14 protein-coding genes are annotated in these 20,126 nt (G+C 37.9%); 4 read left to right on the top strand and 10 right to left on the bottom strand.

Annotation, left to right across the window (positions count from 1 at the left end; all coding sequences use genetic code 11):
* Positions 1-28 precede the first annotated feature (28 nt).
* On the bottom strand, positions 29-2,197 hold the full coding sequence (locus A0J48_RS13240) for a GumC family protein (RefSeq protein WP_200323723.1): 2,169 nt from the start codon (positions 2,195-2,197) through the stop codon (positions 29-31).
* A gap of 1,059 nt (positions 2,198-3,256) precedes the next feature.
* Here A0J48_RS13240 and A0J48_RS13235 point away from each other — a divergent pair.
* Positions 3,257-4,660, top strand: coding sequence for a sugar transferase (locus tag A0J48_RS13235; RefSeq protein ID WP_200323721.1), 1,404 nt, complete (start codon positions 3,257-3,259; stop codon positions 4,658-4,660).
* Positions 4,657-5,655 (top strand): UDP-glucose 4-epimerase GalE, encoded by a 999-nt coding sequence (galE, locus tag A0J48_RS13230; RefSeq protein WP_200323719.1) that lies wholly within the window; start codon positions 4,657-4,659, stop codon positions 5,653-5,655. The genes A0J48_RS13235 and galE overlap by 4 nt, the downstream gene beginning before the upstream one ends.
* 196 nt (positions 5,656-5,851) lie before the next feature.
* Here galE and A0J48_RS13225 read toward each other — a convergent pair whose 3' ends face one another.
* The 4 genes from A0J48_RS13225 to A0J48_RS13210 all read right to left on the bottom strand — a co-directional run bounded on the left by A0J48_RS13225 (position 5,852) and on the right by A0J48_RS13210 (position 11,933).
* Positions 5,852-7,024, bottom strand: coding sequence for a hybrid sensor histidine kinase/response regulator (locus A0J48_RS13225; protein ID WP_200323717.1), 1,173 nt, complete (start codon positions 7,022-7,024; stop codon positions 5,852-5,854).
* A 225-nt stretch (positions 7,025-7,249) separates the two neighbouring features.
* A complete protein-coding gene (locus tag A0J48_RS13220; protein ID WP_200323715.1) occupies positions 7,250-7,696 on the bottom strand; it encodes a response regulator in 447 nt (148 codons plus the stop codon).
* Positions 7,650-9,956, bottom strand: a complete 2,307-nt coding sequence (locus tag A0J48_RS13215) for a sensor histidine kinase (RefSeq protein WP_200323714.1) — start codon at positions 9,954-9,956, stop codon at positions 7,650-7,652. Before A0J48_RS13215 ends, A0J48_RS13220 begins: the two co-directional genes overlap by 47 nt.
* A 471-nt stretch (positions 9,957-10,427) precedes the next feature.
* The gene (locus A0J48_RS13210) at positions 10,428-11,933 is read right to left on the bottom strand and encodes a dolichyl-phosphate-mannose--protein mannosyltransferase (RefSeq protein ID WP_200323712.1); all 1,506 of its coding nucleotides are present in this window, start codon (positions 11,931-11,933) and stop codon (positions 10,428-10,430) included.
* Positions 11,934-12,078: 145 nt separating this feature from the next.
* Here A0J48_RS13210 and A0J48_RS13205 point away from each other — a divergent pair, with 145 nt between their 5' ends.
* Both A0J48_RS13205 and A0J48_RS13200 read left to right on the top strand, forming a co-directional pair.
* Positions 12,079-12,483, top strand: coding sequence for a hypothetical protein (locus tag A0J48_RS13205; RefSeq protein WP_200323710.1), 405 nt, complete (start codon positions 12,079-12,081; stop codon positions 12,481-12,483).
* Positions 12,484-12,762: 279 nt separating this feature from the next.
* Complete coding sequence (locus A0J48_RS13200) at positions 12,763-13,818, top strand: tellurite resistance TerB family protein (protein ID WP_200323708.1); 1,056 nt, start codon at positions 12,763-12,765, stop codon at positions 13,816-13,818.
* A gap of 120 nt (positions 13,819-13,938) precedes the next feature.
* Here A0J48_RS13200 and A0J48_RS13195 read toward each other — a convergent pair whose 3' ends face one another.
* The 5 genes from A0J48_RS13195 to A0J48_RS13175 all read right to left on the bottom strand — a co-directional run bounded on the left by A0J48_RS13195 (position 13,939) and on the right by A0J48_RS13175 (position 19,967).
* A complete protein-coding gene (locus tag A0J48_RS13195; RefSeq protein ID WP_200323706.1) occupies positions 13,939-14,544 on the bottom strand; it encodes a Uma2 family endonuclease in 606 nt (201 codons plus the stop codon).
* A 64-nt stretch (positions 14,545-14,608) separates the two neighbouring features.
* The gene (locus A0J48_RS13190; RefSeq protein WP_200323705.1) at positions 14,609-15,298 is read right to left on the bottom strand and encodes a DUF4276 family protein; all 690 of its coding nucleotides are present in this window, start codon (positions 15,296-15,298) and stop codon (positions 14,609-14,611) included.
* Positions 15,298-16,389 (bottom strand): AAA family ATPase, encoded by a 1,092-nt coding sequence (locus tag A0J48_RS13185; RefSeq protein WP_200323704.1) that lies wholly within the window; start codon positions 16,387-16,389, stop codon positions 15,298-15,300. The genes A0J48_RS13190 and A0J48_RS13185 overlap by 1 nt, the downstream gene beginning before the upstream one ends.
* Before the next feature lie 30 nt (positions 16,390-16,419).
* Positions 16,420-18,930 (bottom strand): ATP-dependent DNA helicase RecG, encoded by a 2,511-nt coding sequence (gene recG, locus A0J48_RS13180; RefSeq protein ID WP_200323703.1) that lies wholly within the window; start codon positions 18,928-18,930, stop codon positions 16,420-16,422.
* A 95-nt stretch (positions 18,931-19,025) separates the two neighbouring features.
* Positions 19,026-19,967 (bottom strand): hypothetical protein, encoded by a 942-nt coding sequence (locus tag A0J48_RS13175; RefSeq protein WP_200323702.1) that lies wholly within the window; start codon positions 19,965-19,967, stop codon positions 19,026-19,028.
* Between the last annotated feature and the right edge of the window lie 159 nt (positions 19,968-20,126).

Below are 20,126 nucleotides of genomic sequence, written 5' to 3'. Positions count from 1 at the left end.
AATTAATTAATCAATCCATCAATAAACTTCATGACACCCGAATATTCGGCAATTTTTTCTCTGTTTTTTTATTACATGATTTTTGAGAAGATTGTTGATAAGAGTAGTAGCCATAGTCAATGTCATTAGCTACCCCATTCACCACCATGCCCAAAACTTGCTGCCCTGACTGCTCCACCAGCGACTTGGCGGCGATCGCTGTACGCGAATCAACCATTCCAGGACGTACAACTAGCAACATTCCATCCACCAATTTGCCGAGAATTTGTGTCTCCGCAGCTATGCTTAGTGGTGCAGTATCAATAATAACAAAGTTATAGTCTTTAGCATATTCTTTAATTAACAAATCCATCCGCTGAGAATTAATCAGCGCCACAGGATTAGGTGGAATTGTTCCTGATGTTAATAGTTCTAAACCAACCATTACTTGTGCCGTTTTTGCTAATTCACCCTGACCTACCAGCAGATTACTCAACCCCATGACATTAGGTAGTTCCCAAATTTCATGTTGCCGAGGCCGACGCATATCTGCATCCACCAACAGCACTCGGCATCCCATCTGTGCTTTTGCTACTGCCAAGTTAGCAGCAACAAAAGACTTACCTTCATTCGGCATGGAACTAGTCACTAAAATTACCCGTAATTCCTTGTCAGAAAGGGTGAAATTTAAGTTAGTCATCAGCATCTCAAAGGCAGCACTAGCCGATGAATAGGGATTGTCTCTAACGGGCAGTTCTGATCCAATTCCTTCTTTATGACCCAGGCGAGGAATACTCCCCAATAAGGGATAACCTAACAACTGTTTAGCTTCTTCAACTGTCTTCAGTGATTTATCCATAGCTTCTAACAGTAGTGCTACACCAATCCCCAATAGCACTCCCAAAAATCCTCCTAAAGCTAAATTGAGGCTAATCCTGGGAGAAATAGGTTTGTCAGGAATCAAAGCCTCTGAAACTATCCGCACATTCCCAACTTTTTGCTTCTCTGCCACCTCCATTTCTTGTAATTGCTTCAAGGCTTGTTGATAAGTTGCTTGCGCTACTTGCAAGCGTCGTTCTAGCGATCGCTGTTGTTGTTCCAGTTGGGGTAACATTCTTAATCGTGCTTGGCTGCTCAAGAATGCATTTTGCAAGACGCTGATTTGGGTTGCTAATGCCAACTGATTTACTTGTGATTGCACCAATTCATCTGTCAGTGTTTGCTTCAATTGTCCAATCTGCAAATTTTTTTCTGGTATAGATTCTTGACTATATACAATGTCTCCTACTCGCTTTTCTAGTTGCTGTTTCAAGGCTTTTTCTTTGCTGATCAAATTTTTGACTGTTGGATGTTCATCGGTCAAGCGAGTTTTTGTTACAGCTAAATCATCTTGAACTTTTTGATATTCTGTTAGCACCTGTTGCACACCAGGAGACTGACTTATAGTAGAAAGATTAAAGGCTTTTTGAGTATTCAAATTCAACTGGTTTTGCAAACCTATAGAACGACTTTTAGCCGCTTCTAGTTGTGCCTTTTGTCTAAAAATATCACTTAGTAAATTCTTAATTTCTTGCACCCCTAAATTTGCTTCTGCTTCCAAGGAAACTATTTGATTTTTATCTTTAAAGTAGCGTAAATCTGCTTCTGCTTGTGCCACTCTATTTTCAATTTGAGGCAATTGTTTACTTAAGAATTCCTTCGCAGATGTAGTCTCTGTTCGGTTAATCAGTATATTATTTTCCCAGTAAATTTTCATCAAAGTATTAACAATTGCCGCAGCTTCTGTTGCATTATTACTTTGGTAAGTTAACTCCATCACATCTGTATCACGAATCCCGGTGACTTTTAGTTTTTTGATAAATTCCTCAATTGTGAGGGCGTTACCCTGTTTATTTTTTAATTTAAGTCTGTCAATAGTTTTTTGAACTATGGGATTAGAACGAATTATTTGTACTTCTGTATCCACAGGATTACTTGTATTACTCAGACCTGTCAGTCCTCCCACTTTTTGAGTCAAACCCGCCAAAGAAGAAGCATCACTCTGCTTTAAAAGTAGTTTACCTTTGGCTTCATAAATTGGTTTTTGTATGAAAGTTAATAACCCTGTTAATCCAAAAACAAAGGCAATCACAGTTACTATCACTAACCAATACTTTTTAAAAACCAGAGAGTAATTTTGAAATTCCAATAAATTTTGGTCTTCTTGTTTAGATTCCATATTAAAACGTTATCGCTGATCGATATTTAATTTTCATTATTAAAAATAAAGAAGTCATTTTGCTTGCCATAACAAAGATTCGTCATATTTGTTTTAGCAAAAAATACCTTATTTTTAACTGTACTGAACTAGTCAAAATATTACTCAAATATCCCTGTTCCAACTGTAGCCTATGAGTCTGAAGTTTACTGCAAATAACTTCGTTTACAGGTTTAAACAGGGCAGAGTATTCCACATTTATACGTATCTCTAATTTGTTTATAACATCTATCGGCTTAGAGGATGTACTTAAAATACACATACCATAATTCATTTGTCTAGTCCTTATGCAACATGAACTTAAAGTTCACAATTACTTGATGCTAATCTTGATAAAAACTTGGTGGATGTCTAATTATTGGCTTTTGCCAGTAAATTAATAGAAGCATTATGAAGATGAATTTTATTTTTCTTCTTGAGATATCTAATAGCGCAATTTGGCATAAGTTCTACCACGCCAATTTTCCAAAATATGGTTGCATAAAGCTAGACACAAAAGCTGTGATATGTGTACTTTAAGTACATTCTCAAGAAAAACTCATTCTATCAATGTATGAGTTGTAGGTGTAAGCTATACCAGATTTGTTAGGACAAACCAGACGACCTCAACTTCCTGTAGTTTGTCTTGACCATATCTGACATCAATTGTTGGAAGAATTTAGGAATCTATCGATCATTTTATGGAATCGAATCATTAATAAAAATTCATTCTATTACAGTTGGCGCAAATAAACCTGCCATTAAAGGTGCTAAAAAATTAGTGCTTGGAAACAGTTTTTTAAAATAGGCGTATTTACCCCTCTTCCATAAATCGCCCAAAGGAATGCTGTTGAATCAATATAAACTGCCATCTATCGTTGCCATTAGAAGTAATCATGCACTGTGGATACCTCAACTGTGTGGTAGTTGGATCTTGAACTTCTGCTGCTAATTTAGATATTTTCTAACTTGTCAATGTGTAAGTCCACGCGAAATTTAAAACCTGTACAAAAATGAGCAAAACACAAGCTAATAAAATATATGACTCTTACCAGTTACATTAGTTCTCCAAATAATACTAAGCTGCCAAACATACCACGTACTCTGCCTATAATGCTGTTTTTAGGTGATATTTTTGGCTTGTATGTTTGTTTATTATTGGCTTTTTGGTTACGGTTAGGCCAACCAATTAACGGATTTGATCCTTTAATTTACTATTTTGTTTTCTTAATGCTAGTGGGACTTTATTTGGCTGATACTTACCATCCAGAAAGGCAGATTGCGGGATTAAGGACACCTGCTCGCACCCTGATCGGCATTTTTACAAGTGGTTTTTTCATTTTTGCGCTAATGGCTTGGGTGGATTATACATTAATTAAACGGGGCGTTTTGCTATCAAGCTTAGGAATCTTTAGCATCTGGGCAGTGATGTTAAGACTATTGGCAGCCAGATGGGTGCGATCGCGTACTGAGCAAAGTCGTTGGTTGATGCTGGGTGCAGGCGACAGCGCCATCAAATTTACACAAAATCTATTACAGCTAAATCTATTGGGGAAGTTAGTTGTGCTAACTTCTGAAGGTGATCAAAAGCCTACTAGTTTAGAACTGGATAATCTGAATTATGTAGGAAACTTCAATGACTTATCCAAATGGATTCAAGAATCTTGGTCTGCCGTCATCATAGCCACTAATATTCAGTTTTCTGATACACAGGTACAACAATTGATGCAAATCCGGCTGCGAGGTATTCCCATTTACAGGCTTCCGGATTTTTATGAAACCTTATGGTATAAACTCCCTTCGTACCTACTACAGGATAAGTGGTTCGCTTTTAGCCCTGGGTTTCACTTGATGCCTGGTTACTTCACTATGAAGCTTAAGCGGTTTGTAGATTTGATTCTTGTAATCATTTTACTCGTAATTTTATCCCCATTAATGTTGCTCGTGATACTGGCAATTAAATTAGATAGTCCAGGCCCAGTATTCTACAGCCAGTTACGAACCGGTTTGTATGGCAAGCCTTTTAGAGTTTATAAATTCCGCTCCATGCATCAAGATGCGGAAAAACGCGGGGTACAGTGGGCAGATAAACATGACCCTCGTGTTACTAGAGTAGGACGTTGGCTACGCCTGTTACGAATCGACGAACTACCGCAGATTTGGAATGTGCTGAGGGGAGAAATGAGCTTGATTGGCCCACGTCCAGAACGTCCAGAGTTTGATGCCAAGCTGAAAGAAGCGATTCCTTACTATGAACTACGTTATTTGGTCAAACCAGGAATAACAGGTTGGGCCCAGGTACTCTATCCCTACGGTGCATCAATTGAAGATGCCTATGAAAAGCTTGCTTACGACCTCTATTACATCAAGAACTATTCCATTTGGTTAGATTTAGCGATCGCCTTCAAAACCATACGAGTTGTTTTTTTAGGTCAAGGTAGATGAGAAAAAAAGTTTTAGTAACTGGTGGAGCAGGCTATATAGGCTCCCACGTTGTCCGCCAACTTGGTATCGCAGGTTACGACATTATAGTCTATGACAATTGCTCTACAGGTTCACCAAAATCAGTACTTTACGGCGATTTGATTATTGGCGATTTAGCAGACCTAGACCATCTTTATCTAGTTTTTGCCAAGCATGAATTTAGTGCCGTGCTGCACTTTGCCGCCAGTCTAATTGTACCAGAATCAATCATCCATCCGCTTGACTACTACGCTAACAACACACGCAATACTTTGAATTTACTCCGCTGTTGTCATGTGATGGGTGTTAATCAAATCATCTTTTCCAGTACAGCCGCAGTTTATGGAGAGGTAGGGGAAAATCCAGTTAGTGAGTTTACCCCTACCATGCCTATTAACCCCTATGGACGCTCAAAGCTGATGAGCGAATGGCTGATTAAGGACTATGCAATTACTTCTTCTCTGCGTTACGTAATTTTACGTTATTTTAATGTAGCAGGAGCCGATTCTAGTGGAAAGCTGGGGCAGATATCACCTAAGACAAATCATTTGATTAGATCTGCCTGTGATGCAGCACTTAAACGTAAGCCACAAATGCAAATTTTTGGTACTGATTTTCCCACACCAGATGGCACGGGAATTCGGGACTATATCCATGTGGAAGACTTGGCTACAGCGCACTTGGAGGCTTTACTCTATCTGGAGATGGGTGGAGAAAGCCAAATTCTGAATTGCGGTTATGGGCAAGGTTACAGTGTGCGTCAAGTCATTGAACGAGTCAAGGCAATTTCTGAAGTAGATTTCCCTGTTATTGAAACTGACCGTCGTGATGGTGATCCAGCCTGCGTTACAGCTTGTGCTGATAAAATCCACAAGGTGCTGGGCTGGCAACCCAAATATAATGATCTGGATCTAATCGTGTCTACCACTTTGGCTTGGGAAAGACAGAGAGAAATGGTGTCCAGGGCTAGTAACTGAATCAAAATTTCTTACTTCTTTGAATATGTCTCTGTACTCCTCACAATATTCATCTATGACTCCCTCTGTTGGGTGGGCATCTCGACGTAAATGTTTGAGGATTTGTAATTCTACATCCATTGCTCTACCTACCTTGTAGAGTTTTTTCTTTTAACTATTATATTCTTTATTCTCGGAAAGTGACAGAAGAGGGGTATTAAAGATGAGGTCTAATCAATGGCAAATTAACGGTAAATGTTGAACCGATATCAATTTGACTATCAACTAAAATTTCACCTCCATGTGCTTCAACACATTTTTTCACAATTGCTAAACCCATACCTGTACCGGAAATATTACCGACATTTTCACCACGGTGGAAGGGAAGAAATAGTTGGTTTTGGTCTTCTTTAGAAATGCCAATTCCCCAATCTTGAAACCGGAAAGTAACTGTTTGATTTTGACTAATTAATTCAAATTTAATTTTGCTATGAGGATGGGAATACTTAATGGCATTATTAAGTAAATTTCCTAAAATGTGCCTTAATAAACTTTCATCCCCAAAAGTTGATCTACAGTCACCAACACTAGAAAATTCTATAGTCACGTGCTTCTCTAAAGCAGTTAAATGAGCATCTTCGAGTATTTGGTGACAGAAAGCTTCTAAATCTAGGTGGCTGAGTTGACATTGTAATTTTCCTGAATCAGATTTACCAATAAATGAAACTTCATCCAATAATTGCGCCATGTTTTTGATGGCGGTGCGAATCATCTGTAAGTGATTTAATTTTTTCTCATTGCTTAATTTGTCATCATTATTTTGTAGCAAGCCAGCAGCTAAGAGAATAGTATTCAATGGATTACGGATGTCATGAGAAAGCATGGAGACAAATTCAGATTTAAACTGATATAGTTCTTGCGCTTTGACTAGTTCAGCAGTTCTTTCTTCAACTCTGGTTTCTAATGTTTGATTGACTGTACGCAATTGTTCTAAGACCTGTTTTCTGGCAATTGCATACTGCACTGAGCGAAATAAAACATCTGGATTTACTTGTCTTTTCACTAAATAATCTTGCGCTCCTTGTCGCACAGCTTCAATTGCTAATTCTTCATCATTAGTATTGGTGAGAACGACAATGGGAGTGCTAGGAGATTGACTTATTAGCAAGGGTAATGATGATAATCCTTGACTATCAGGTAAAGTTAAATCCAATAAAATTACATCATAGGTCTGCTGACTTAGTTCATGAAATGCATCTCGTAATCTTTGGACATGAACTAAACTAAACTCTTTAGATTGGACTTGCTTCATAAATTCTTGTAACAACCTAGCTTCCGCTAGATTGTCTTCAATTAACAAGATTTTTACTGAGCAGGTTACAGGCATCATGTTCAGAAGTTCAGGAGTTCAGAAGTTCAGGAGTATGGCTAACGCCACGCTTCGCTATCAGGAGTTTAGGAGTGTGACTAACGCCACGCTTCGCTATCAGGAGTATGGCTTACGTCACGCTTCGCTATCAGGAGTAGGGGCGGGGGTTCCCTACCCATTCAAGAGTTACAGGAGTTTTTCAATTACGAATTACGAATTACGAATTACGAATTACGAATTACGAATTTATTCCGATGGTAAGGTGGCAGTAGAAAACCAGAATTCTTCAATACCTTTGACGATTTGAAATAGTTGAGTGAGGTTGCGGGACTTAGTAATGTAACAGTTTACGTGCAAGTCGTAGCTGTGGTAAATGTCATCTTCGTTTTTGGAAGTTGTTAACACTACTACGGGAATGCGTTTGAGTTTGGGGTCGGATTTAATTTCCGCCAGCACTTCTCGTCCATCTTTCCTTGGTAAGTTTAAATCGAGAAGAATGAGGTCGGGGCGTATTGCATCAGCATATTCACCTTCTTGGCGGAGATAGGCCATAGCGTCTATTCCATCTCTAACTGTCACTACCTGATGGGGTAGTGAACTAGTTTTTAATGCTTCTTGAATCAGGCGAATATCTGCTTTATTATCCTCAACTAAAAAGATTATTTTGTGTGTTTCTTCCGTTTCTACGCTCACGCTCACGTCCTCCGGCTGGAATGGTAAAGTAGAAGGTTGCGCCCTGTCCGAGTTGTGACTCTACCCAGATCCGCCCCCGATGACATTCGATAATTTTTTTACAAATTGCCAAACCCATACCAGTACCGGGATATTCGTCCCTGGTGTGTAGGCGTTGAAAGATGATAAAGATGCGATCGCTAAATTGCGGTTCTATGCCAATTCCATTATCGCTCACTGAAAATAACCACTCATCTTCTAGTCTCTCCGCACCTATATGAATTTGTGGTAGTTTGTTGCTGCGGAATTTAATGGCATTACCTATCAGGTTCAAAAATAACTGCATTATTTGTGTGCTATCAGCCATGACGGTGGGTAAGGGGTCATGGGTAATGGTTGTCCCTGTTTCGGAAATACGGTTGCGTAAATTGCTTAAAGCTCTTTCTAAGGCTGTTTCTACTTCTGTTGCTTGAAATGCGATCGCTTGAGTATCTACTTTGGAATATGCTAATACGTCATCAATCAAGGTTTGCATCAAGCTTACACCCTCGACTGCATAATTAATAAATTCCTTCGCATCTTCGTCAAGTTTTGCTTCATAGCGCATTTCTAACAACTGTACATAATTGGCTACTTGATTAAGTGGTTCTTGCAAATCATGGGATGCGACATAGGCAAACTTTTTCAGTTCCGCATTGGAACGTTCTAAATCATGGGCTAACTGGGCTAATTCATCCGCTTGACGCAGAACAATATTCACAATTGCTTTTCTTAGTTCTAATGCTGCTTTGATTTCTACAAATTGCCAGGGTAGAGATGTTAATCTCACTGTTTCTTTCCACAATTCAAATGATTGACGTGGACACAGCCGCAAATTTCCCTGGGATTGATTGACTTCAAAAGCTTTATGAGGATCTCCACCCCAATTGACAGTTTGAATTACCTCCGGTCTGAACCACAAAACATAATTTCGCTGAGAAATAGGAATAGCTAATAACCCACTAGCTACATTTTTAAAGCTAATTGCATCAGGATAAATGCTCGGCAAAGAATCAGTGTAAAATACCTCATCTTCTATATTATTCTTTAACCATTCTACTAAAAAATTCAGTTCTTCTTCTTTGGGAGTTTCACCTATTAAAGTGTAATTTCCTCCAAAACAAACCGCTGCTCCTTTAGCACTGGTTAAATCTAAAAGATTTGGCTGATGTTTTACCAAGCCATCAATAAAATTATCCTCTTGGGACATATATTCTACTAAGAGAGTTTGAATATATGTCAAATTCATCCGATAATCGTAATCTTCTGTTTCTTCTCTGGCGGAAATTTCCGAAAATATCAGTCTCCCTAAAAATTCGCACGCTTTCCGCAGTTCATAGGAAATATATTTGGGTGTTTGATGATGACAAGCAATCAATCCCCACAGTTTTTGGTCTTTAATCAAAGAAATAGTTAAGGAAGCACCCACACCCATATTGTGTAAATATTCTATATGGCAAGCTGCTGCACTTCTCAAACTAGACTTGGTTAAATCTACTGGATTTCCAGTGATAGGATTATTAACGGGATAAATTTGTACAGGTTCAGAATGAGCATCGGGAATTAATCGAATTGAATTAGAAATAAATAAGTTTCTTGCAGGTTTGGGAATATCTGACTCTGGATAGTGCAAACCTAAATAAGATTCTAAACTTGCTATTTTTTCCTCAGCAATTACAGAACCATGTCCATCATCATCAAATTTGTACAGCATGACTCTGTCAAATTCCGTTACTTGCCGTACTTCCTGGACGATAATTTGACAAAATTCTCGCAGATTTTTTGTGCTTTCTAAACGATTGATGGAAGCTCTTGCTAAATGATAAAAACTTAAAAAGGGAATATTTTCTTGGGAAGTTGCAGGTTCTAACTCTAAAATCAAGAATCCTTGCGAATTACGGTGAAATACAGCATCAAATACTGTGTACTCATCACCTTTTTTTCTGATCCAAATTTTCGTGGGATTGATAAAATCTAGATTTTGTTCTGATAAGCCAGCTTTAATTCTTTCTAGTTGGTAGGAATCTATGAGATCTTCTAGTTTCTTCTGCACTATATTTTCGGCTGAAATTCCGAAAACATCCCAGGTATTATTGCTAATTTGTAATACTTTTAATTCTGACTCCTCTAAAACCAACAAAATGCCATGAGGCTGAATTTTGCTGGAAATATGAATTGGTGCTTCTTTCAAGCTCGTTATATTAATATCAGAAAAATTTTGCACTTGTACAGCGATATCCATCACGATTCCCCTCTATTATCTAGGTGCATCAAGAGTAGAGTTAGCGATAGATTTTTTCACTTGTCAGGTTTAGTATCTGACCTAACTAAATGTAACTCTCTTAGCACAGTTAAGTTCATTCGCAGATTCTTCAAAAATACGCAGATGTTGTCATTAATTTCCTCTGGAGGGAAGAAATTAAACTAGCTCTTGAGCTAATCTATAATTTACAACACTTGCTACTCTCGTTTAATGTTTTTTGGTCTTTATCATTATTTTTGTTAGTTGTCATTGGGTAGAGTTACCCTAATCTGCCAACTGCTTACAGTGTAACAGGCAGTTCTCAGGAATACAGATAAGAAATGTAAAATACAGGCGATTGACTAAACGCTTTTTATGTAGCTATGTTAAGTAGGGTTTGCTGTCAAAATTCAGTTGTAAGTATTCAGCTAAATCTAAATTACACTTTTAGCTGATACCTGATCGCTTAAATTAAATCCAAGAGTTAAACCACATCCGCATTCGATAATCATCAGTAGTAAGAGGTAAACCCAAATAAATGGGCATCCAGAAAACGAAAGCAACTATAATAGTGAATGTGATCGTCAGACCAAGTATACGTAGTCCCCGATAATAGCTGCGAAGACACTGATCTACAAACCAAGCGATCGCTATAAATGTAAAGACCACCGCACACATATAATGATAGATAAATACACAGCGCGTTACCTTCACCCAAGGTAAAAAATTAGCGGCATAATTGATGACTATATATAAACCAATCCAAGTATCAACACCCAAATTTTTAGAAATAAAAACTTGTTTTTGTTGTATTCCTGGTAGAACAATTTTTACAAATAACATTCCTACTAAAAATAGCATGGCCGCTAAGGCAAACCACCATAAAAAAGGATTCCCCATTGCATGAACATCATAAACCACTTTCCCAGTACCAGAAGGTAGAGGTGGACCGAGGACAGGGAGAGGATCTTTAAAACTGGCAGCAGTTTGGTAATAATAAGCCATTGGTCGAGTTAATAACGGCCATTTATACCAAGCAGCACAATAAGGATGTACACTAGAATTATTGCCCCCTAAATGAAGATGAAAGTTTAAAATTTGCTCATGAACTTCTATAAATCCATATCTTTGATCTAGTTGCAAATGAGGAATCCAAATTAAACTGTACATCAATCCAGGGATAATTCCTAGAAAAGATAGCATCTGCAAAATATTTATTTGCGTCAAATTTTGCAATGGTGTTTGAATGTTATTTACCTGTTTTTTAACTTGTTCATGATTGGGCGAAATGAAAGGACGTAAATAAGAAAATAAAGGTAAGCGCGGTGATGGTGCAAAAGATTGCAACCAACGAATTATCCAAGCTGCTATCCACATTCCATAAGCACCAGTAAGAAACCATAAACCATTCCATTTTGTACCTACGGAAGCGCCAAAACTAATCCCAGCTATTGCCAAACAAAACCAACGTTGTTTATTTTGTTTTTCCAAAGCTAATAATAAAAACCATTGTCCAATTAAACCAAAAATAACTATATATATATTACTCAAAGCATAGCGAGATTCTACTAAAAATAAGCCATCACAAGCTGTAAAAAATCCTGCTAATAGCGCCAAACCACGACGATAACTTAATTGATAAGTTAATACAACCACAATTAGGGGAATCAATGAACCTGTAAAAGCATTTGCCCAACGATAACTCCAAGGCGATAATAACGAACCTGTTAAGCCATTGACGCTATTTTGCCAAAAGGGAATATGATTACCAATCCAAATTCCCAATCCAATAATATATTGACTCAATGGTGGATGAGCATTAAAAAAAGGAGTTCTTGTTAGGTAGTTATTGCCAAATTGAGCAAAATAAACTTCATCAAATACAAGGGTATTAAATCGGTCTAATCCCCAAAACCGTAAGCTAAATGACAGGATAAATATCGCTGTCATACCGATACGAAACCATTGTTGAGTCATTAGTAATTAGTAATTAGTCCGTAGTCCGTAGTCCGTAGTCCGTGGTCATTAGTTGTTGGTCGAATTTGTCATTTTGCTGTAGTCGAGAAAAATAAGCAATTATTAGAGATAATGATTGTACATAAAATAGAGCCGAGAATCTACCATGTCACAATTAGAAAAACTGTTAAAAATGGCAGAAGATGAGTTAACTGAGTACAGCACTGATGCCCGGAAGATGGAAAAATTGCGCCGCAAGATCAGTTTATCTCTATCATTAGCAGAACAACGGCAAATAAAAGCAGAATTATTATCTACAATACCATCTAGTAAAATTGCAGAAATAGTAGAGGAGCAAAGACAAGCTGTAGCCTTACCATTTTGGGGGATTGCAGGTTTAGGTTTGTTATTTGGAATTTCTCTCAATCAACCTCTATGTTTGTTAGCAGCCATACTGGGGACTGTTGGGGCTTTTAGAATTCAAAAATGGGGTTGGCAATTACAAGCAAATCGTCTGTTATTACGCACATTAGAAGATATTGAAGCGTCCATTGCTCAACCAAATAAGTAATTTTCTAGATGACTGTTGCTGTGTCCATAGCAAAAAGTCAGAATCATTAATGGTTTCTTGTTTTGCTGTCAGCAACATTTCTCATATTTTCGCCTCATGTATTGTTGCAATGCGATCGCCTCCGGTACGCCCTCCTTCAATTTACCCCTTTATTTAGTAACATAAACTACTAAAATAACTTAAATAACATCTAGACAAGGCTCCTGATATTGCTAAACTAACAATTGTTACTGTGTATCATCGGTTATTACTAAATAGGCATTGATGGAGATAGCAATTATGACTAAGTATGATAAAATATTTAATTCCAAAGAAACATCAGAAGAATCACTGAGTCCAGAAGAAGCGGTAGCGGCTATAGCTGTAATTACGGCAATAGTCGATGCTTCCGTTGAGGACTTAGATGCAGAAAGTTTAGCGGATATTCTGTGGGAATTTGAGGTTTTTGACGAATACTCAGAAGAGGAAATGCTAGAAATAGTTGATAGACTAGTAGCGATCGCTCAAGATGAAGGACTGGGAGCATTATTTAACACTGCCAACGCCAGCCTTTCCGATGAGATAGTATTAGATGGTTTTGCTGCTGGTGTCATCATGCTTTTAGATGACGAAACCCTGACTATCCCCACACAAAAACAGCCTTATATCAAACAACTACAGCAAGCCTTAGAATTAGAAGATATAGAAGCCGAAGAAATTATCAAAGAAGTAATTGCTGCAATTGAAGAAACAGAAGAACAAGAAGAATATCCACCCCAGGAATACGAAACAGTAATCTTAGATGAATTTGGTCAGCAAGTATATCAATCACCTCTAGGTAATTTTATCGTTCCCATCCCTGTCACCCCAGAACAAGGGGGAAGAGTTCAAAGTCAAGAAGGAATAGTTGGCTTTTCTGATGATGTTGGTACTTTACTGAGAATTGATTATTATCCTCTCCCGACCGAATATTTAGAAACAATAGAATCTCAAGGACAGGAAATATATCTCCACTCAATTCTCATTGAAAAATATCTACCCCAAGCAATTTTTGCTAACGTTCCAGGTGCAGAAATTAAGTATACAGAATATCTACAAGATACTTTAAAGGGATATTATTATGTATTAGTTGATATGCCTAAAGGTTCAACAATTTCTAAGCAAGAAAATAATGGTAATGCTATTAGATTAGATGCCTATCGGGGTTTATTAGCTTTTATTAATGGGGAGTTTTTGTATATAGTTAGCAGTCAGCGGACATTTTTTAATGGTGACAGTCCTGGTTCTATTTTGGAAGAAGCGGAGGATATGAAGAGGAATATTTTGGAGTTTAGTGAGACTATGTATGTTAGTTAGAGTATGGTACAAGTGACAGGTGACAGGTGACAGACATAAAAGTTTTTGATTGTCATAGGTTTATGATCTGGTTGATGTCTTAACTGCCCTGTCCTTATTTTTTCCATCTACTTAAAATACTTAAAATTTAATCCGCCGATAAATTTCATTCAGAGGAACTTCCACATTTAAACTGTGCAGAAAAACTGACTTATCAATCTGATCATAAGCTTGTAATTGCCAAATATTATAATTTTCCTGTTGACTATAATGCTCAATATAAGGTTCTGTTTGACTCACCAGCAGATATTCACAAAAGCTAGAAAGAGAGCGATATTTTCTGAATTTATCCCCTCTATCATAACCTTCAGTAGAAGGAGAAAGAACTTCAATAATTAGTAAAGGATTGAGAATTTCATCAGTGCGATTATTATTAAATTCCGGTTCACCATTAATCACCATCACATCAGCATAAGTACCATGATTAAATTCAGGAATCCAAATTCTTAAGTCCCCATTATAAGTTTGAAAGTCAGTATCTCGGAGAGCTACATTGAGCAAAGTAGTAATGTTGACACTAATACGGCTATGAACTTCTGAACCTCCAGGCATAACAATAATTTCTCCATTACAATATTCATGGCGTTCTTGGGCGGTTTCCTCCATCGCTCGATATTCATCTGGAGTAAAGTGAGTGTTTGTCACCTCTGTTGTGGGATTTGGTGGGTGGGTTGGAGAAATAACCATAACTACACCTCCTATTTATTAGATACAAAAATATACCATAGTTAAATTTGGGTATATCAATACTTTATCTTGTTAATGATTCAAGTCGCAACAGCCATGAATTAAAGTGAGGACACTTATTCCTAATTGTTTCCAGTCCAATTGATTCAGCTAATAGTGAACCAACTACAGGCTTTGCTCTATCATAATCAGGAAATTGAGCAATGATACGTTTACTAGGTGCTGTTTCCCTACTATCATTAATCAACTCAGGTGTTTCATAACTATCAGCAATATTCTTGAGAATTTCAACTTTGTCTGAGCAGTTATCATACAGGGAATTAAAACAAGTTGGATCAGCAAAAAGGAAAGCTTCATATTCATGTAATTGAATATAAGGAATAAATCGTGGATCATCAATATCATCAGCAAAGCTTTTTTCTAAAAACTCGACTCTTTGGATGGGATTTTGGCGCATAGTTTCAGCTTCTTCTAGTCCCGGAAAATTATAATGAATTGCATACAAATCAATCATTGTTGTAAAGAAAGCATCGGCATTTTTATCTTCCAATAGACACCTTTTTATATCATCCTTCATTGGCTGATAATCACCATAACCACTACCACCACGTTGAGCCTTACCCTTTTTTCTTCCATGAGCAATAAGTCTAGGGTTGTGCATAAATACTTGATATTGAGCCAGATGTGGTTGCAGGATAATAGATGCAAATGTCTGTTCAGTTTGTCCTTCTGCAAATAAATAAAGTCTTACCATTAGTGTGGACCTCCACCAATGATATTTTTTTCCCAAATTTCTCCTAAACTATATTCTTCTAACCAAGCCTCTAATTCTTCTGGATGTAATCGCTCAAATTGGGACTCTTTATCTACTCTATCTACTGTAATTACATCTTCAGGATTAAAGTTATCTAAAAAAGAAGTAGATTGGGTACTAATCAGAATTTGTGTATAATAGGAAGCTTTACCAAACATTGCAGCCACAACATTGAGAGCATAGGGATGAAGACCAAGTTCTGGTTCATCAACAACAATAAGTTTTGGGAGTTCATTTTCTGGCTGTAGAAGTAATGTGGTAAGGCAAATAGCACGCAATGTACCATCAGAAAATTGGTGTGGTCCAAATACCTGATCTGAGCCTTTTTCTCTCCAGTTGAGAATGACACGATTCGATCTAGGTTCAAGAACAAAATCATCAAAAAATGGAGCAATCAGACGGATGGTTTTAATAATGCGCTGATAAGCTATATTGTGATCTTCGCGAAATCTCAGAAGTAATGCAGCTAAATTTCCAGCATCAGGCATTAACCAGCGGTCATCACCAACATAACAGGATTGACGAACTGCGGCTGTAGAAGATGTGTCATGAAAGTGGTAAACACGACATCGGTTCAGCAAAAATTTGAGCGTCTTAGCTGTTTCTATATTTCTGTCTGCTGCTTCGTTGATTTTTGTCTCTTGATGTCCTGCACCTAAGTTATCTATCCTTGGAGATGAGTAACTATTTTGCCAGTAACTCAATTTTTCTTCAGCAAAAATCAGTGTATCCCCTGCGGCATGGAACAAACGTAGATTGTACGTATCCTTTGCATTATCAATAATAAACTCTAGTTCCGCCTCGATTTGTGGTGTTACCTTAGGTCCAAAGTGCAAGAGGGATTGAGCATAACCAGATATAGCAATATATTGTTGCAGTCTATCGCCCATCATCTCATTTAACATCTTAAAAAAGGAAATGAGATTACTTTTACCTGCTCCGTTAGCTCCAATTAAAATATTTAAAGGACGCAATTCAAGATCCATGTTTTTAATAGACTTGAATCCATTCAGTGTTAGTCTTTGTAGCATAGTCAATAATTAGTATTTATAAACTTTATTTTACGTCAAAATCGCTCCACCCATTAACCGCGCATATCTATACTGCAACTCATCCTTCATCAACGGCCAACGCTCTAAACTTGCATCCATATCAATCACTTTCTCTGCTGCTTGTCGCGCTAACAGCAAAACATCCTCATCTTCCACCAAACTAGCTAAAGTAAAATCCGCTACACCTGATTGTCTAGTCCCCATCACTTCCCCAGGTCCGCGAAAACGCATATCCATTTCCGAGATAAAAAACCCATCCTGGGACTGTTCCAACACCTTTAACCGTTGTTGAGCATCCGCACTTCTGGAACTACTCATTAATAAACAATAAGACTGCGCTGCACCCCGACCTACACGCCCCCGTAATTGATGTAATTGCGATAAACCAAATCTTTCCGCGTGTTCAATCAACATCACCGTGGCATTAGGCACATCTACACCCACTTCTACCACAGTAGTAGAAACTAAAATCTGCGTTTCATTATCCCGAAATTTGGTAATTGCTTCATCTTTTTCTGCTGAAGTCATGCGTCCATGCAATAACCCAACTTGAAAATCAGGAAAAACGCTTTCTTGTAACTTTTGATGTTCATCTATTGCAGAACGCAAATCTAATTTTTCCGACTCTTCCACCAAAGGTAAAACCACATAAATTTGTCTACCTTGGGCAATTTCTCGCCTCATTAAATCGTAAGCTTGGGGTCGTTGCTGACCAGTCAATAAAGTGGTTTTAATTGCTTGTCTTCCTGGTGGTAATTCATCAATTTGACTCACATCTAAATCACCATGCACTGTTAACGCCAAAGTTCTAGGAATGGGAGTTGCAGTCATGGTTAAAACATGAGGTTGTTCGCCTTTTTGTTGTAATTTCGCTCGTTGTTCCACCCCAAACCGATGCTGTTCATCAATCACAACTAAACCTAAACGTTGAAAATTGACTTTATCCTGAATTAAAGCATGAGTTCCCACTAATAGAGGTAATTCACCCGTTTCTAATTGAGCATGAATTTCTCGCCTTTTTGCTGTTTTTGTCGAACCTGTTAATAATTCAACGGGCAAATGTAGCAAGTTAAACCAACTAACTAATTTTCGATAATGTTGTTCTGCTAATACTTCAGTCGGAGCCATCAAAGCTGCTTGATAACCGGATTGAATAGCGGCTAAAATCGCCACTACAGCTACCACTGTTTTACCTGAACCCACATCACCTTGAACTAAACGATTCATGGGTGTAGGTTTTTGTAAATCATTAAGAATATCGTTAATAACTCTTTGTTGTGCGTTGGTAAATTTAAAAGGGAGAATTTCGTTAAATTGTTCTAATAACTTGCCTTTCGGTGCAAGCACGGCGCTAGTTTGAATTGCTTTTGCTTGTTTCTGTCTTTGTAATAAACCAATTTGCAAATAGAAAAATTCATCGAAAACTAAACGCCGACGGGCAGTTTTTAAAGTATCACTATCTTTAGGAAAATGAATATTAGAAATTGCATCCTTCAATTCCATCAAATCATATTTTTTCCGTAACCCACTAGGTAAAGGATCTTTTAAATGCGCCGTCGCAGGTAAAGCCGCAATTACAGCTTGTCTGACCGTATTTGCTACCACTCCCTCAGTTAAAGCATAAATCGGCACAACCCGGCCAATAGTTAGAGAATCAATCACATCTCCTGGATTTGCTAACACTTCTAATTCTGGATTATCCAAAGTTAAACCATATTTACCACCTTTTACCAACCCACAAGCCGCCAACACACTACCCACAGCATAGCGACGTTTTAAACTTTCCTGCCAAGCGCGACTACTAAAACGCGCTCCAGCATAAAAACGACTAACTTTAATTTGCCCTGTATTATCTTTCAGCAGCAGTTCTAAAATTGATAACTTCTTATTTTTAGGGCTAGTAAAACAATTAATCCGCTTTACCGTCGCTATGATCGTTACTGTTTCACCGCCCTGTAATTCTTGAATATTAACTTGACGCGCATAATCAATATGATCACGAGGATAATAAAACAGCAAATCACGCACAGTTAGTAAATCTAACCTTGCCAAATTCTCAGCTTTTCTAATGCCAATTTCTGGTAAATCACTGAGTTTTTGCTCAATTTTAGGAGCTAATCGCCTACTAACTTCGTTAACAATTGGGGCTGTGGTATTTACTGTTTTAAATTTCGATTGGTGATGAGGAGATTGATAACTGGAAGGTGGGGATATTCTCCCCATCTCTTTTTGCTCACCCTCCTCCAATTCTTGCTGTAATTGATAGAGATATCTTCTGACTTCTGCCACTAAGTGCTGTCTAAATTCTACACTCCAATTTGGATACTCAGCAAATTGCATCGCTATTTGATGCCAACGCGATCGCTCTTTTGGTGGCAAATCTTGGGGGAATTTCCCAAAAGTCAAGCTGAGAAATTCACTGAAGCGGTATTGCTTACCCACCAAATCTGTAAACCCAGATTCAGCCTCTACAGTCAAGGCTTTATGCAATCTAATCCAATCGGGAGTGTCATTAGTCATTATTCAAGGGAATAGGGAACAGGGAATAGGGAATAGGCAGAAATTCTTGACATTTTGACTTTTGACTTTTGACTTTTGACTTTCGCTTTGCGGTGCTAGTCCTCAAACCAACTGGAACGCCAAGCCGCTTCTGCTTCTGCAACTTTGAGTTCTCGCTGCTTTTTTTGATAATCTCGTCCCAGCTTACTCAGTTGTAATAAAATGTTACGGATTTGTTTGCGTCCTGACAAGAGTGTGGAGTCTGCAAATTCAATTTCTCCCAGTCGCAAGTTAACAGTCATCAGCTGCGTTAAGCTGGATTCATCTGATTCTTGCTCATTACTAATTTCAATTACTATACTCAATAGGTTTGGTGGACCTGGTATCATTTCCGCAGAAGCTTCTGAGGCTGCTGCCGCTGCTGCTAAAATCGGTTCTGGTAATTTTTTGGGTAAAATCCCAGCTTTTTGAAGTAAAGAATTAGCATCATGGGAAACTTGTTTTAGTGTCTCTTGAATTCCTGCCTCTAAATCTTGATGCCATTGTGCTAGTTCTATGGGGTTGGAGGGATCTAAATATTTTTGATTTTGAATTTTTGATTGTGCTGAGGCAGTCTCCGTATTGGCAGTTTCTGTTAATGGGGGATTGCTATCAGCTAAGGAACTATTTTCACTCTCTTCAATTTCTGGGGATTCCTGAACTTCCCCATGTTCCCCATGTTCCCCATGTTCCCCATGTTCCCCATGTCCCTCATGTTCCTCAGTTTCTTCAGTCACTTCTCCATTTATATAAACCAGCAACTGTTGGGCAACTTTTTGACCTAATTTGCGAATGCCTTGTTGCAGTTGTTGGCGTTGATTTAGTGACAACTTGAGAAATTTGTCAGGATATCCTTGAGTACAAAGGTGATAAACCGCCAAAATCAACTGTTTTTGTAAAGCTGTTCCCAGAAGAGTTAAATAACTAAGATAATTGCTGTGGAGTTCCGTGGCGATCGCTCTAATCGCCTCTTTTTGCATTGCAATATCTTGTTCTATTCGCTCAATTGCTCTCGCCATAACTTTTTGTTGTGTCCACCTGAACCTTATTTTGGCGTAAATGTAAGATTTTAAGTAAAAATAATTATCAAATTAGAGTTTTGATTCCCATTGTAATACCAATTTTAACCAAGAATACAAACGATTGAACCTGAAAAACCATGATCAAATCAGACGTTT

The organism is Sphaerospermopsis aphanizomenoides BCCUSP55 (genome assembly GCF_001586785.1).
Classification (GTDB): Bacteria; Cyanobacteriota; Cyanobacteriia; order Cyanobacteriales; family Nostocaceae; genus Sphaerospermopsis_A; species Sphaerospermopsis_A aphanizomenoides_A.
This window is presented reverse-complemented; position numbering and strand designations above follow the sequence as displayed.

Bases quoted from the DNA above. Each gene is read 5' to 3' on its own strand.
- A0J48_RS13175 (WP_200323702.1), bottom strand. From the start codon at position 19,967: ATGGCGAGAGCAATTGAGCGAATAGAACAAGATATTGCAATGCAAAAA.
- A0J48_RS13215 (WP_200323714.1), bottom strand. From the start codon at position 9,956: ATGGATATCGCTGTACAAGTGCAAAATTTTTCTGATATTAATATAACG.
- A0J48_RS13200 (WP_200323708.1), top strand. From the start codon at position 12,763: ATGACTAAGTATGATAAAATATTTAATTCCAAAGAAACATCAGAAGAA.
- recG (WP_200323703.1), bottom strand. From the start codon at position 18,930: ATGACTAATGACACTCCCGATTGGATTAGATTGCATAAAGCCTTGACT.
- A0J48_RS13235 (WP_200323721.1), top strand. From the start codon at position 3,257: ATGACTCTTACCAGTTACATTAGTTCTCCAAATAATACTAAGCTGCCA.
- A0J48_RS13240 (WP_200323723.1), bottom strand. From the start codon at position 2,197: ATGGAATCTAAACAAGAAGACCAAAATTTATTGGAATTTCAAAATTAC.
- galE (WP_200323719.1), top strand. From the start codon at position 4,657: ATGAGAAAAAAAGTTTTAGTAACTGGTGGAGCAGGCTATATAGGCTCC.
- A0J48_RS13225 (WP_200323717.1), bottom strand. From the start codon at position 7,024: ATGATGCCTGTAACCTGCTCAGTAAAAATCTTGTTAATTGAAGACAAT.
- A0J48_RS13185 (WP_200323704.1), bottom strand. From the start codon at position 16,389: ATGCTACAAAGACTAACACTGAATGGATTCAAGTCTATTAAAAACATG.
- A0J48_RS13195 (WP_200323706.1), bottom strand. From the start codon at position 14,544: ATGGTTATTTCTCCAACCCACCCACCAAATCCCACAACAGAGGTGACA.
- A0J48_RS13190 (WP_200323705.1), bottom strand. From the start codon at position 15,298: ATGGTAAGACTTTATTTATTTGCAGAAGGACAAACTGAACAGACATTT.
- A0J48_RS13205 (WP_200323710.1), top strand. From the start codon at position 12,079: ATGTCACAATTAGAAAAACTGTTAAAAATGGCAGAAGATGAGTTAACT.
- A0J48_RS13210 (WP_200323712.1), bottom strand. From the start codon at position 11,933: ATGACTCAACAATGGTTTCGTATCGGTATGACAGCGATATTTATCCTG.